The organism is Variovorax paradoxus (genome assembly GCF_902712855.1).
Taxonomy (GTDB): domain Bacteria; phylum Pseudomonadota; class Gammaproteobacteria; order Burkholderiales; family Burkholderiaceae_C; genus Variovorax; species Variovorax paradoxus_Q.
This window is the reverse complement of sequence record NZ_LR743507.1, coordinates 3,355,998-3,369,939: the sequence shown is the minus strand read 5'-3', so window position 1 is coordinate 3,369,939 and position 13,942 is coordinate 3,355,998. Positions and strand designations below refer to the sequence as shown.

Genomic DNA, 13,942 nt, shown 5'->3' with positions numbered 1-13,942 from the left:
GCTCTTTTGGAATACGTGAAGACGCGAGAGGCAAAGGGGAGGGCCGCGCATGATTTCTTTGCTCCACACCGCGGACTGGCAGATCGGCCGCGTGTTCTCGCAGTTCGAGCCTGACGACGCCGCGGCGTTGTTCGAGGCGCGCTTCAAGGCCGTCGAACGGCTGGCGGGCATTGCGGACGAACGCAATGTCGACGCCGTGCTGGTGGCAGGCGACGTGTTCGACCTGCAGACCGTGTCGGACAAGACCATCCGGCGCATGTTCAATGCGATGCAGCGCTTTTCGGGCCCCTGGTTGCTGATTCCGGGAAACCACGACTCGGCGCTGAGCGAGTCCGTCTGGAGCCGTGCGCAGCGGCTGGGCGCGATCCCGCCGAATGTCGTCTGCTGCCTCGAGCCGAAACCGCATCTCGTCGATGGAAAGTTCGTGCTGCTGCCGGCGCCGCTGACACAGCGCCACACCTACGGCGATCTCACCGAGTGGTTTTCGGGCGCGGCCGACGACAGCGGCCTGCCGCGCATCGGGCTGGCGCACGGCTGCGTGCAGGGCATCCTGTCGGAGGACATCGACTCGGCCAATCCGATCGCGGCAGGGCGGGCAGGGGAGGCCGGGCTGAGCTATCTCGCGCTCGGCGACTGGCACGGCACCCGGCAGATCGACGAGCGTACCTGGTATGCCGGCACGCCCGAGACCGACAGGTTCAGGGCCAACGAATCGGGGCAGGCGCTGCTGGTATCGATTGCGGGCGCCGGCGCGCAGCCGGACGTCGAGCCGGTGCGTACCGGGCAGTTCAGGTGGCAGCAGCTCGAGCCTCGGCTTTCGGTGCCGTCGGACGTCGACCGGCTCGTGGAAAGCCTGGCGCTCATCGACGGCAACGACGTGCTGCAACTGCGCGCCCACGGCAGCTGCGATCTTGGCGCGCATCGCCGGCTCGGCGTGGCGCTCGATGCTGCGCGTGCACGCGCCCGCGCGCTGGTGTGGGACGGCGAGGCGTTGCGGCTCGAGCCGACCGAGGACGACATCCAGGCGCTGCATGCCGATGGTTTCGTCGGCGAAGCGCTGCAGGAACTGCGCGCACAACAAGGCGAGGCCGATGCGGAACTGGCCCGCGATGCACTGCTGACCCTGGCCCGTGTGCTCGATGCGCAAGGCCCGAACGGTGCGCGCACGGGGGGCGCCGCATGAAGCTGCAGCGTCTTCGCATCGAGAACTTCAAGCTGTTCCGTGCGCCTTTGGAAATCGACGGCTTCACCGACGGCCTGAACCTGTTCACGGCCCCCAACGAGTCCGGCAAATCGACCGTCGCCGAAGCCATTCGCGCGGCATTCTTCGAACGGCATCGCTCGAGCGCGGTCGAGCACCTGCGGCCGTGGGGCGAAAGCTCGGCCACGCCGACCGTCGAACTCGAATTCGAACTCGACGGCAAGTCCTGCCGGCTCACCAAGGCCTTCCTGGGCAAGAAGCGCTGCGAGCTCGTGATCGACGGCAGGCCGATGGACGGTGCCGTGGCGGAAGACCATCTCGCAAGCCTGCTGGGATTCCGCTTTCCAGGCAAGGGCGCGAGCACGCCGGAACACATGGGCATCCCAGGCCTGCTGTGGATCAGGCAGGGCACGTCGCACGACATTTCGCATGCTGTCGGCTTTGCCAGCGACCACCTGCGCAATGCGCTCGGGGAGTCGCTCGGCGAACTGGCGTCGAGCCAGGGCGACGCGGTGCTGAAGGCCGTGGAAAGCGAACGCAACGAACTGCTCACGCCGGCAAGCGGTGCGCCGCGCGGTGCCTATGCGGATGCACTCAAGCTGCGCTCGGAACTCGAATCCGAACTGGCGCGCCTGCTGGCCGACATCGAGGCCTATCGGTCGGGCGTCGACCGGCTTTCGGGACTGCGGCGCGAGCATCAACGCGACGACGCGGCGCGGCCATGGGTGGCGCTGCGCGAACAGCTCGCCGCGGCGCAGCAACGGCTGAACGATGGCAAGGGGCTGGCCGAACGCAAGGCCGCGCAGGACGTGGCGCTCAAGCAGATCGTTGCGCAGGTTGTCTCGTGGCGCACGCAGCTTCAGTCCATGGAGCGCGAGGAGGCGACCGTCGTTCAGCGCGAGAAGAACCTGCAGGCAGTCAGGGAAGGCCTGGACAAGGCGCTCGGCGAGCTGCAGGCCTGGGAACCGCGCCATGCGGCTGCGGCGCAGGCCGATGCACGTGCGCGAGAAACCTTGCGCCTGGCGCGCCAGGCGGCCTCGCGGTCTGCACAGGAGAAGGCCGTCGACAGCCTTGCAGAGCAGCTCGCCGGGCTTGTGCAGAACCTCGGCAAGGCAAGGAGCGAACAGGAAAAGGTTGCTCGTCTGCAGGCCGATGCGCGCTCGCTGACGGTGTCCGAGAGCGAGCTCAAGCGCCTCCATCGCAGCGCCGACGCGCTGCGGGCAGCGCAGGCGCGGCTCGACGCGGTCTCGACCGCATTGGCCTTCGATCTGCAGCCCGGTGCGCGTGTGCGTGTCGGCGGTGCCGAGATTGCCGGGACGACGCGGCAGACCGTCATTGCGCGCACCGAGATCGACATCGAGGGCGTTGGCCGCATCACGGTGTTGCCGGGCGGCACCGACCTTGAAAGTCTCGGCGTCGAACACGACCGGGCGCACCAAGAACTGGTCTCGCTGTTGCAGGCCTTGCGCGCCGACAGCGTCGCGGCTGTCGAGGAGCGCGTTCGCCTGCATGCCTTGCGCAACGGGGAGGTCCGTGCGGCGGAAGCCGTTCTGTCGGCGCTCGCGCCCAAGGGGCTGGACACGCTCGCCGCCGACGTCGGGCTGCGCGAAGCCCGTCTGGCAGAGGCGAAGCAGATGCTGCTCGCGATGGCGTCGACATCGGATGCGCATGTGCCGTCGGTCCTGCAGGCCGAGTCGGAGGAGGGCGCTGCCCGCACGGCGCTGGAGGCGGCCTCTTCGGCGCTCAACGAGGCGAAGCTGCAGACCGGCCATGCGCGAGAACAGGTCAAGGCCGCAGAAGACGAACTGGCGGCGGTCAAGTCCACGCTCGCGGATCCGCTGCGGGCCGGCCGCAAGCGCGAGGCCGGCGAGGCATTGACCGATGCGCTGGCACAGCAATCGGCCATCGAGCAAAGGGCCGCCGGGTTGGCGGAACAGTTGCGCACGGTCAACCTGCCGGTCCTGGCGCAGGACGTGGAGCGGCTCGAGCGCAGCGCCCGGCAGGCCGAGGCATCTCACAGCCAGCGGGCCGGCGAGATCACGCGGCTCGAAGTCGAACTCGAGACCAAGGGTGCGCTGGGCCAGGAAGAAATTGCGTCGGAGAAGCGGCGTGAACTCGAGCACGCCGCGCGGCGCAGCGCCGAACTCGACCGCCGTGCCAAGGCACTCGACCACCTGCTGAAGCTGTTGCGCGAGAAACGCTCGGCATTGGCGCGCCGTCTGCGCGCGCCCTTGCAGAAGCACCTCGATCACTATCTGCAGATTCTTTTTCCGGGCGCGCAGGTCGAGGTGGGTGAAGACCTGTCACCGAGCCGAATCACCCGGCAAGGCGTGCGCGGCGTCCAGAGCGGGACGTTCGAGGAGCTCAGCGTCGGCGCGCGGGAACAGATGGGGGTCGTTGCGCGACTGGCATATGCCGATCTGCTGAAGGAAGCGAGGAAGCCCACGCTGCTCATCCTCGACGACGCCCTGGTGCACACCGACGAGGAACGGCTCGGTCAGATGAAGCGCGTGCTGTACGACGCGGCGACGCGGCACCAGATCCTGATCTTCAGTTGCCATCCGGAAGCCTGGCGAGACCTGGGCGTGGTGGCGCGGAGCATTTCGTAGCAATGGGCCTTGCCGTCACGGAGGGCCTGTTCCGGGATCGCGATCGCTATTGCAGCAGCAATCTTCTATTTGACATAACACTCATTGTGAGCCTTGCCGGGTTCATTCGAATCAGATGATGTTCACCATTTGCCATCCTTCGGAACGGCCTTTGGCGCATTGGCCCGTGCCGCCACTGCGGTCGTGATCAGAGACGCTGCTTCCGGGCGGTTCGCCTTGTTCGCGAAGTCGACAGCCGTCATGCCCAACTGGTTCTTCATCGTCGTATCCGCGCCTTCGGCCAGCAGCAGCTTCACGGCTTCGCTCGAGCTGTACATCGCGGCCATCATCAGCGGCGTGGTGCCATTAGGCGACTGCGCATCGATGAACGCGTACTTGTCGAGCAGCACCTTCATGATGGTCAGTTGACCGCTGGTGGCGGCGTAGTGCAGCGGCGTCCAGCCTGTCTTGTTCACGGCTGCATCGCGCTTGAGCAACTGATTGACCAGGTCCTGCTGTCCCTTGATGGCCGCAAGCATCAGCGGTGTTTCGTCCTTGGCATTGGCGATGTCCACGTCCGTCTGCGGCGACTCGATCAACACCTGGATGACCTTCGGCGATGGCTCGCGCAAGGCAATCAGCAAGCCCGTCTGGCCATGTTCGTCGCGGGTATTCGGGTCGAAACCACGCTGAAGCAGCGTGCGCACGCCACTGGCGTTGTCGCCGCGCACGGCCCGGAAAAAGTCCTCGAACGAACCGGCGTGTGCCGCAAAAGATGCAGCAATGACAATGAGATATATCGACTTCTTGAAGTAGTTTTTCATGATTTGACTTCCCTGAACAGCGTTTCGAAGTTGTCGCTCGTGGCCTTGGCCACGGCATCCACGGGCATCTTGCGCAGTTCGGCGATCTGTTGCGCCACGAAGGGCACGTACGAGGGGTTGTTGGTCTTGCCGCGGTACGGCACCGGAGCGAGGTACGGGCTGTCGGTCTCGATCAGCATGCGGTCCAACGGCACGAAGGCGGCCACGTCGCGCAGCTCCTGCGCCTTCTTGAACGTCAGGATGCCCGAGAACGAAATGTAGAAGCCCAGGTCGAGCGCCGCACGCGCCACTTCGGCGGTTTCGGTGAAGCAGTGGAACACGCCGCCGGCCGCGCCGGGGGAGGCGTCCTCGCCCTCCTCCTTCAGGATCGCCAGCGTGTCCGCCGACGCTTCGCGCGTGTGGATGATCAGCGGCTTGCGCGTCTGTTGCGCCGCACGGATGTGCACCCGGAACCGGTCGCGTTGCCATTCCATGTCCGCAATGCTGCGACCGCCCTTGCGTTCTTCCATCTGGTAGTAGTCGAGGCCGGTTTCGCCGATCGCCACGACACGCGGCCGTGCGGCGAGCCGGACCAGCTCGTCGACGCTGGGTTCGGCGATGTCCTCGTTGTCGGGGTGCACGCCCACGCTGGCCCAGAAGTTGTCGTAGCTGGCGGCAAGCGCCTGCACGTCGTCGAATTCCTCGAGCTTGGTGCAGATGCAAAGGGCCCGATCGACCTGCGCGGCGGCCATGGCGGCGCGGATCTGCGGCATCTGGTCCGCGAATTCGGGAAACGTGAGGTGGCAGTGGGAGTCTGTGAACATCGGAAATGGCGAGCTTCGACGCTCGCTCCTTTGGGAGATGGCGCCGTGTGCAGAGTTCCGCGTCACCAGGACGGCGGAAGACTCAGATGGTCTGGGTGGGCCTGTCGGAGGCCATCGAGCCGCCCAGTGCAGCCTCGATGCGAGCCTTCAGCTGGCGCGATTTCTCATCCGACGGAAAGCGGATGCCCACGCCGGGCGCCCGGTTGCCGGCGGCGCGCGGCGGGGTGATCCAGGCGACCTTGCCGGCCACCGGGTAGCGCTGAGGGTCTTCGGGCAGCGTCAGCAGGACGTAGACGTCATCGCCGAGCCGGTATTCCCGCGTGGTCGGAATGAAGATGCCGCCTTCCGCGAACAGCGGGATGTACGCTGCGTACAAGGCCCCTTTTTCCTTGATGGCGAGCTGTATGACGCTCGGGCGTGCAGGCGTGGCCGGGGCGGCGGGAGCAGCGGATGCGGGGGCGGCGGGTTGGTTCATGGGCGACGAGCGGCAGAGTTTAGGGTGGTTCGCGCTTCGCTCACAAGCGCTTCCAGCATCAGGCCCGCGTTGAACGGATGTTCGGCGGTTCTCGCGGCACTCGCGAGCGACTTCGACCAGCGCGCCAGCGCCAGCCGCGACGGTGCGGAAGGCAGATCGGCGGGCTCGAAAAACCGGGGTTCGGCACCGTTGCCGACAGCCATCAAGTCGTGGCAGAGCTTCTGCAGCACGCTCACGGCCTGCGCGGGTGCGTGGTCGGCCAGGGCACCCACCTCGCCGCGCGTCATGGCCTTGGGCAGCAAGGCCCACGCCTTGGGCGACTGTCCGGACCGCGCGAGGCGCAAGGCATCGCTGGGCCGGCCGCCCGCAGCGCGCAACAGTGCGGCAGCATCGGCGGCTGGCACGTCCTGCGCAACCAGCCAGGCTTCGGCCTCTGCAGTCTCCGGCCACGGCAGCGTGAAACCCAGGCAGCGGCTTCGGATGGTCGGCAACAGTTGCCACGCCGCCTCGCTGGCCAGCACGAAGCGCACATCGCCGACCGGCTCCTCGAGCGTCTTCAGCAGCGCGTTGGCGGTGATCGTGTTCATGCGCTCGGCCGGGTACACCAGCACCACCTTGCCGCGGCCGCGCGCGCTGGTGCGCTGGGCGAAGCCGACTGCGTCGCGCATCGCCTCGACCCGGATCTCCCGGCTGGGCTTGCGCTTCTTGTCGTCGATATCGGACTGGGCTTTTTCGTCGAGTGGCCAGCCGAGTTCCTGCATGGCGACTTCGGGCATCAGCACGCACAGGTCGGCATGGGTGCGGACTTCGATCGCATGGCAGCTCGCGCAATGGCCGCAGGCCGCGCCTTCAGGCGTTGGCTGTTCGCACAACCAGGCGGACGCCAGCGCCAATGCCAGCTCGTACTGTCCGATGCCCGACGGCCCCTGGAGCAGCCATGCGTGGCCGCGCTGGCGCAACAGTTCTGTCAACGGCCGGCGCAGCCAGGGCGAAAGCTGGGGCGCGCTCATCGGGCACCTCCGGCAGCGATCCCGCGCGCCACAAGGGCTGCCTCGACCTGTTGCCAGACCTGGTCGCGCGCCTGGCTGGCGTCGATGCGCACGAAACGCCGGGCATCCGCCTCCGCACGGGCCGCATAGCCCTGGGCGACGCGCTTGAAGAACTCGACCGGCTGGGCCTCGAACTTGTCGGGCACGCGTGCGCCGGCCAGCCGCTGGGCGGCAATCTCGGGCGCCAGGTCGAACCACAGCGTCACGTCGGGCTGCAGCAGCGTCGAAGCAGGGCGCCCCGCCCTGCCCGCCTGAACCCATTGCTCGAGCGTCGACAGCACGGCACCGTCGAAGCCGCGGCCCGCGCCCTGGTAGGCGAAGGTGGCGTCGGTGAAGCGATCGCACAGCACCACGTCGCCACGTGCCAGCGCCGGCTCGATGACCTGCACCACATGGTCGCGCCGGGCCGCGAACACCAGCAGCGATTCGGTCAGCGGGTCCATCGGCTGTTCGAGGATCAACCCGCGCAGCGTCTCGGCCAGCGCCGTGCCGCCGGGTTCGCGCGTGCGCACCACGGCGCGGCCGCGGGCCTTGAACAGCGCCTCCAGCGCGTCGAGATGGCTCGACTTGCCGGCACCGTCGATGCCTTCCAGCGTCAGGAACAGGCCGTTGTCACTCATTGGGTCGCCTTGGTTCTGGTGTCTCCACCGCCGCGCTGATAACGGTTGACCGCGCGGTTGTGGTCGTCGAGCGAGTTGCTGAACTGGCTGGTGCCGTCGCCGCGCGAGACGAAGTACAGCGATTTGCTCTGCGCCGGCTGCACCGCGGCCAGCAGTGCGGCCTTGCCGGGCATGGCGATCGGCGTGGGCGGCAGGCCGCCGCGGGTGTAGGTGTTCCAGGGCGTGTCGGTTTGGAGGTCCTTCTTGCGCAGGTTGCCGTCGAAGGCCGTGCCCATGCCGTAGATCACCGTCGGATCGGTCTGCAGCGGCATTCCGATGCGCAAGCGGTTGGTGAACACCGCTGCGATTTCCGCGCGGTCGTTGGCCTTTCCTGTCTCCTTTTCGACAATGCTCGCCAGGATGAGCGCCTCGTCGGCCGACTTCAGCGGCAGGTCGGACGCGCGGGCGGCCCAGGCGGCCTCGAGCTTCTTGTCCATGGCCCGCATCGCCCGCTGCAGCAGCGCGACGTCGGTCGAGCCTTTCGAATAGGTGTAGGTGTCCGGGAAGAAGCGTCCTTCCGGGTGCAGGCCCGGCTTGCCCAGCTTGGCCATGAGCGCATCGTCGGTCATGCCGACGCTGTCGGGCTTGAGCTGGTCGGCCTTGGCAAGGGCCGCGCGCACCTGGCGGATGTTCCAGCCCTCGACCAGCACCAGGCTGCGCGTGGCTTCCTCGCCACGCACCAGGATGTTCAGCAGCAACTTCGGCGTGACGCCGCGCTCCAGCTCGTAGCTGCCGGCACGCATCTGGCGGTCCTGGCCCGAGACGCGGAACCACAGGTAGAGCAGCTGCGGCGGCACGTCGACACCGGTGTCGGCCACGGCCTGCGCAATGCCTCTCGGGGTGGTGCCCGGCTCGACGGACAGGTCGACGCTCGGCGCGGGCAGCTTGAGCGGCTGGTGCACCCACCAGAGACCGCCGGCGCCGAGCGCGAGCGCAACCAGGGCGGCGAGCAGGAAGAGCGTGAGGAAGAAGCTGCGCACGAGTCCGAAGAGGGAGATGAAAAAACAGCGGCCCTGCGGGCTGCAAGGGAGGAGTCCCTGCCGCCCCGAAGGGACAGGCCCGGCCATGATAATTCAGCGATGACCACTGTCGTTCTCAATGGCGTGACCGCCGCCTCCCTGACGGGCCCGTCGGGCCACCTCGGCGTGATCCGCGCCGAAGGCCCCGACGCCGCGAGCTTCCTGCACGGCCAGCTCACCCAGGACTTTTCGCTGCTCGGCAGCGCCGACGCGCGGCTGGCCGCGCTGTGCACCGCCAAGGGCCGTGTGATCGCGAGTTTCATCGGCATCAAGCCGCAACCCGAGCTGATTCTCCTGGTCTGCAGCCGCGACATCCTGGCAGCGACGCTCAAGCGCCTGCAGATGTACGTGCTGCGCGCCAAGGTCGAGCTGTCGGACGCCACCGAACAGTTCGCGGTGTACGGCCTGGCCGGTACCGCCCTCACCGCCAACGGCCTCGATGCGGACACCCCGCCGGGCAAGCGCACCGGTGTGGGCGACGGCGTGAGCGTGGTGTCGCTCTATCCGGCCGATGGCATCCCGCGCGCGCTGTGGATCGCCCCGGCCGACCAGCCGGCTCCCACGGGCACGGCGCTCGACGACAGCCTCTGGCAGTGGAGCGAGGTGCGCAGCGGCATCGTCACGCTGACCACGCCCGTCATCGACGCCTTCGTGCCGCAGATGATCAACTACGAATCGGTGGGCGGCGTCAACTTCAAGAAGGGCTGCTACCCCGGGCAGGAAGTGGTGGCGCGCAGCCAGTTCCGCGGTACGCTGAAGCGCCGCACCTACCTCGTGAAGGCCGATGCCCCCGTTGCCGTCGGGCAGGAGGTCTTCGCCTCAGGCGACGCCGAGCAACCCGTGGGCACCGTGGCGCAGGCCGCTTCCGCGCCCGATGGCGGCTGGGCCGCGCTCATCTCGATGCAGATCTCCGCACTGGAAGGCGGCGGCCTGCATGCCGGCGCGGTCGACGGGCCTGCGCTCAAGCTCGAACCGCTGCCCTACCCGCTGCTCGAAGACATCTGAGCTGAACCCCATCCCCGAAGACGCCCGGCAGCCGGGCGTTCGGCGCTATCGAACAGATAGCGCCGTTTTTTTTGCGCGTCGTTTAACCCTGCCGCCGTTGCTGCGCCGTAGAAGCCTGCACCGATCAACTCCCGGCAAGGAAGACACCATGAAGCGCAGACTCATTTCAACCGCCCTGGCTCTGGGCGCCGTGGCCTCCTCGCTGGCCCTGCCCGCCCAGGCCCAGAGCCAGCCGCCCGCACGCGTCGGCTCCCTGATGCAGATCAGCGTGGTCGACCGGGGGACCGGCGCCGAACTGCCGGTCTACCGCCATCGCGGCGAATACTGGGTGGCCGGCCGTCCCGGCGCGCGCTATGCCATTCGTGCGCGCAACGCGATGGGCGAACGCATCATGGCCGTGATGTCGGTGGACGGCGTGAACGTCGTCACCGGCGAAACCGCCGGGGTCGGGCAGAACGGCTACGTGTTCGGCGCGCGCGAACGCAGCGACATCACGGGCTGGCGCAAGAGCGATTCGCAGATCGCAGCCTTCGAGTTCGCCGCTGCCGGCAATTCGTACGCGAGCCGCACCGGCCGCCCGGACGATGTGGGCGTGATCGGCGTCGCGATGTTCCGCGAACGCATGCCCGAGCCGCCACCGCCGCCGGTCACCCCCTATCCGCGACGCGACGAATTCGGCGATCGGGAACGTCGCAGCGAGTCCTCGTCGCTCGGCGATGCGCGGGCCAAGGCAGCGCCTGGCGCTGCGGCCGACAAGAGCGTGGCGGCCGAATCCGCTGCGTCCCCTTCGGGCAGCATGGCTCGCCAGTCCGCGCCCAGCCCGAGCCTTGGCACGGCCCATGGCCGCCGAGAAACTTCCTATGTGGGCAAGACCACCTTCGAGCGCGCGCAGTCGTCGCCCGACGAGGTGATCCGCATCCGCTACGACAGCCGAGAGAACCTCGTGGCGGCGGGCGTGATCCCGGTTCCGCCGCCGCCGCGCTGGCCGCGTCCCGCCGGTCCGTCGCCGTTCCCGGGATCGGAACCGGGCTATGTGCCCGACCCGCCGCCGCGCTACTGAATCGGGCGCGTCAGGGCTTCAGGGTCCGCCGCATCTCGATGTGCGGGATGCCGGCTTCCTCGAAGCCTTCACCGTGCGCGGCATAGCCGAGCCGCGCATAGAAGCGCTCGGCGCTGCGCTGCGCGTTGAGCGCCACTTCGCGGTCGCCGCGCGCCTTGGCGGCGTCCTCGAGCACACGGACGACCGCGGCGCCATGTCCGCCGCTGCGCAGGTTGCGATGCACCGCCATGCGGCCGATGTGCGACATGCCGTCCTCGGCATGCAGCAGGCGCCCGGTCGCGATGACCTGGCCCAGCCGGTTGCGCGCCACGGCGTGCAGCACGACGGCGTCGTGCGCGTCCCACTCCAGCGATTCGGGAATGTTCTGCTCTTCGATGAACACCGCCCGGCGCAGCGCTCCGGCGCCTTCGCCCAGCGTGGCCCAGTCGCCGGTCTCGACGCTGCGCATCGGCTCGCCGGCCTCGTAGCCCTCGAGCACCTCGCGCAGCACCTGCGGCACCGGCTTCGATGTCTGCGTGGCCGGATCGGCAAACACGTACACCAGCTCGCAACCCACCAGGAACTGGTCCTGCCGGAACAGGCCGCCTTCGAACACCATCGACGACGTGCCGATGCGCGCGCAGCGCATGCCCACGTCGAGCATGTCGTCCATGCGCGCCGAAGCGCGGAAATCGATCGTCGCCTTGCGCACGTACAGGTCGCCGCCCAGCGCGTGCATCGCCTCTTCATAGGGCAGTGCCAGCGCGCGCCAGTAGTCCGCAATCGCCGTGTCGAAATACATCAGGTAGTGCGCGTTGAACACGATCTTCTGCATGTCGACCTCGGCCCAGCGCACGCGCAGCCGATGAAAAAAGCGGAAGTCACTGCGTTGCATTCTTGTCTCCGTAAAGGTTGGAAGTTCTGAGGATCGGAAATCGCTCGGCGGCCGGCATGTGCGGCCACGCGAAGGGGTCAGGTCACGGCTGCAAGGCTTCGCGCAGCGCCTTCGCCGCATCGTCCTGCGCCTGCAGCGCCTCGGGAATGGCGCGGCCCATCTTGATGAACTCGTGGATCACGCCGCGATAGATCTCCAGGTCGACCGGCACGCCCGCGGCACGCAGCTTGTCGGCGTAGGCAATGCCTTCGTCGACCACCGGATCGCACTCGGCCAGGCAGATCCATGCGGGCGCCACGCCGTCGACATCGTCGGCCAGCAGCGGCGCGAAGCGCCAGTCGTCGCGGTCGGCCGGCGTGCGGACGTACTGCGCGAAGAAGAAGTCGATCATCGCCTTCGTCAACAGCGGCCCATCGACGTGGCGCAGGTGCGAGGCCGTGTCCTGGTGTGCAGTCGTGCCGGGGTAGATCAGCATCTGCAACGCCAGCGGCAGGCCTGCGTCGCGCGCGAGGACGGCGCAGACGGCGGCGAGCGTGCCGCCGGCGCTGTCGCCGCCCACGGCCATGCGCGACGGGTCGAAGCCCAGGCTTGCGCCCTGCCTCGCGATGAATTCGAACGCGTCCCATGCGTCGTTCGACGCGGTCGGGAACTTGTGCGCCGGCGCGAGCCGGTAGTCGACCGACACCACCGCACAGCCGCTCCTGCTGCTCAGCACGCGGCACAGCGTGTCGTGCGTGCGGATGTTGCCCACCGTGAAGCCGCCGCCGTGAAAGTACACGAGCACCGGCAGCACTTCGGCCGACGGTGCGTACAGCCGCGCGGGCATCGCGAAGCCGTCGCGCGCGGCAATGCTGAAGTCCTCGATGCGGGCCAACTCGGGCTTGGGCACTTCGAGCACGCCTGCGCCTTTCTCGTAGGAGGCCTTGGCCTCGTCGGGCGTCATCCGGTCCAGCGGCGGATGGCCGGCACGCGCCATGCGTTCGACGACGCTTGCCATCTTCGGGGTCAGCCGCGAGGCGTGAGGTGTTCCGGGCGCGACACCGGCAAGGGTTTCTTTCGTGTGCAAGACTGGTCGCTCTTGTTAGATTTGGCTGGTCGGCAATCGTACTGCCCCGAGCACCCCACACCCATGGCCCTCATCCAATACCTCACCCAGATCCAGTTCGAATTCGGCGCGATCAAGCTGCTGTCCAGCGAGTGCGCGCGCATCGGCATCCATCGTCCGCTGATCGTCACCGATGCCGGCGTGCGCGCGGCCGGTGTGCTGCAGAAGGCGCTCGATGCCATCGCCGATCTCGAGGTGTCGGTGTTCGACCAGACGCCCTCCAACCCCACCGAAGCCTCGGTGCGCGCGGCCGTCGAGCTGTATCGCTCCGGACGCTGCGACGGCCTCATCGCCGTGGGCGGTGGCTCGGCCATCGACTGCGCCAAGGGCGTGGCCATCGCGGCCACGCACGAGGGGCCGCTCAAGACCTACGCCACCATCGAAGGCGGCTCGCCGAAGATCACCGAACGCGTGGTGCCGCTCATTGCGGTGCCCACCACCAGCGGCACCGGCAGCGAGGTCGCGCGCGGTGCGATCGTCATCGTGGACGACCATCGCAAGCTGGGCTTCCACAGCTGGTTCCTGATGCCCAAGGCCGCGATCTGCGACCCCGAGCTCACGCTCGGCCTGCCGCCCAGGCTCACGGCCGCCACCGGCATGGACGCCATCGCGCATTGCATGGAAACCTTCATGTCGGCCGCGTTCAATCCGCCGGCCGACGGCATCGGCCTCGACGGACTCGAGCGCGCGTGGGGCCACATCGAGCGAGCCACCAAGGACGGCAGCGACCGCGAGGCGCGCCTCAATCTCATGAGCGCATCGATGCAGGGCGCCATGGCCTTCCAGAAGGGCTTGGGCTGCGTGCACTCGCTGAGCCACAGCCTGGGCGGTGTCGATCCGCGGCTGCACCACGGCACGCTCAACGCCCTCTTCCTGCCTGCCGTCATTCACTTCAATGCGGGTGCCGAATCGGTGCAGAAGGAGCAGCGGCTGCAGCGCATGGCGCAGGCGATGCATCTCGATTCGGCCGGCGACCTGGGCGATGCCATCCGCGACATGAACGCGCGCCTCGGCTTGCCCAAGGGCCTGGGCGAAGTGGGCGTCACGCCCGAGATGTTCGACAGGATCATCGACGGCGCCATGGCCGACCACTGCCACAAGACCAACCCGCGTCTGGCCTCGCGCGACGACTACAAGGCGATGCTCGAAGCCTCGATGTGAGGCACTGTCGACGTGCATTCGGCGCTCTTGTAAGCGCTTTTTCTACAGACTTCGCGTCATTCGTATGACATGAGGAATTTCTAGACTGGCCTCAGAAGGCTTCGCAACCGCGAAAGCAC

13 protein-coding genes are annotated in these 13,942 nt (G+C 67.9%); 5 read left to right on the top strand and 8 right to left on the bottom strand.

The annotated features are described in order from the left end of the window. Window positions 1-49: 49 nt before the first annotated feature. A complete protein-coding gene (locus AACL56_RS15405) occupies window positions 50-1,183 on the top strand; it encodes a metallophosphoesterase family protein (RefSeq protein ID WP_339090676.1) in 1,134 nt (377 codons plus the stop codon). Beyond that, the gene (locus tag AACL56_RS15400; RefSeq protein WP_339092883.1) at window positions 1,180-3,810 is read left to right on the top strand and encodes an AAA family ATPase; all 2,631 of its coding nucleotides are present in this window, start codon (window positions 1,180-1,182) and stop codon (window positions 3,808-3,810) included. Before AACL56_RS15405 ends, AACL56_RS15400 begins: the two co-directional genes overlap by 4 nt. A 122-nt stretch (window positions 3,811-3,932) precedes the next feature. Here AACL56_RS15400 and AACL56_RS15395 read toward each other — a convergent pair whose 3' ends face one another. The 6 genes from AACL56_RS15395 to mltG all read right to left on the bottom strand — a co-directional run bounded on the left by AACL56_RS15395 (window position 3,933) and on the right by mltG (window position 8,579). Beyond that, a complete protein-coding gene (locus tag AACL56_RS15395) occupies window positions 3,933-4,613 on the bottom strand; it encodes an ankyrin repeat domain-containing protein (protein WP_339090675.1) in 681 nt (226 codons plus the stop codon). After that, on the bottom strand, window positions 4,610-5,416 hold the full coding sequence (locus AACL56_RS15390; protein ID WP_339090674.1) for a TatD family hydrolase: 807 nt from the start codon (window positions 5,414-5,416) through the stop codon (window positions 4,610-4,612). The genes AACL56_RS15395 and AACL56_RS15390 overlap by 4 nt, the downstream gene beginning before the upstream one ends. An 82-nt stretch (window positions 5,417-5,498) precedes the next feature. Beyond that, complete coding sequence (locus AACL56_RS15385; RefSeq protein WP_339090673.1) at window positions 5,499-5,891, bottom strand: PilZ domain-containing protein; 393 nt, start codon at window positions 5,889-5,891, stop codon at window positions 5,499-5,501. Further along, window positions 5,888-6,901 carry a DNA polymerase III subunit delta' gene (locus AACL56_RS15380; protein ID WP_339090672.1) on the bottom strand — a complete coding sequence of 338 codons (1,014 nt, stop codon included), beginning with the start codon at window positions 6,899-6,901 and terminating at the stop codon, window positions 5,888-5,890. Before AACL56_RS15380 ends, AACL56_RS15385 begins: the two co-directional genes overlap by 4 nt. Beyond that, window positions 6,898-7,560, bottom strand: a complete 663-nt coding sequence (gene tmk, locus AACL56_RS15375) for a dTMP kinase (protein ID WP_339090671.1) — start codon at window positions 7,558-7,560, stop codon at window positions 6,898-6,900. Before tmk ends, AACL56_RS15380 begins: the two co-directional genes overlap by 4 nt. After that, complete coding sequence (gene mltG, locus AACL56_RS15370; protein WP_339090670.1) at window positions 7,557-8,579, bottom strand: endolytic transglycosylase MltG; 1,023 nt, start codon at window positions 8,577-8,579, stop codon at window positions 7,557-7,559. Before mltG ends, tmk begins: the two co-directional genes overlap by 4 nt. A gap of 99 nt (window positions 8,580-8,678) precedes the next feature. On the opposite strand from mltG, the gene AACL56_RS15365 reads away from it, so the two are divergent. Next, window positions 8,679-9,623: a YgfZ/GcvT domain-containing protein gene (locus tag AACL56_RS15365; protein ID WP_339090669.1), complete on the top strand. Its 945-nt coding sequence runs from the start codon at window positions 8,679-8,681 to the stop codon at window positions 9,621-9,623. A gap of 148 nt (window positions 9,624-9,771) precedes the next feature. Further along, window positions 9,772-10,683, top strand: a complete 912-nt coding sequence (locus AACL56_RS15360) for a hypothetical protein (RefSeq protein WP_339090668.1) — start codon at window positions 9,772-9,774, stop codon at window positions 10,681-10,683. Window positions 10,684-10,693: 10 nt separating this feature from the next. Here AACL56_RS15360 and AACL56_RS15355 read toward each other — a convergent pair whose 3' ends face one another. Together AACL56_RS15355 and AACL56_RS15350 are read right to left on the bottom strand one after the other, a co-directional pair. Further along, complete coding sequence (locus AACL56_RS15355; protein WP_339090667.1) at window positions 10,694-11,557, bottom strand: YbgC/FadM family acyl-CoA thioesterase; 864 nt, start codon at window positions 11,555-11,557, stop codon at window positions 10,694-10,696. An 82-nt stretch (window positions 11,558-11,639) separates the two neighbouring features. After that, entirely contained in the window at window positions 11,640-12,554 is a 915-nt protein-coding gene (locus AACL56_RS15350; RefSeq protein WP_339090666.1) for an alpha/beta hydrolase, read from the bottom strand. A gap of 132 nt (window positions 12,555-12,686) precedes the next feature. On the opposite strand from AACL56_RS15350, the gene AACL56_RS15345 reads away from it, so the two are divergent. After that, window positions 12,687-13,823, top strand: coding sequence for an iron-containing alcohol dehydrogenase (locus AACL56_RS15345; RefSeq protein WP_339090665.1), 1,137 nt, complete (start codon window positions 12,687-12,689; stop codon window positions 13,821-13,823). Window positions 13,824-13,942 lie beyond the last annotated feature (119 nt).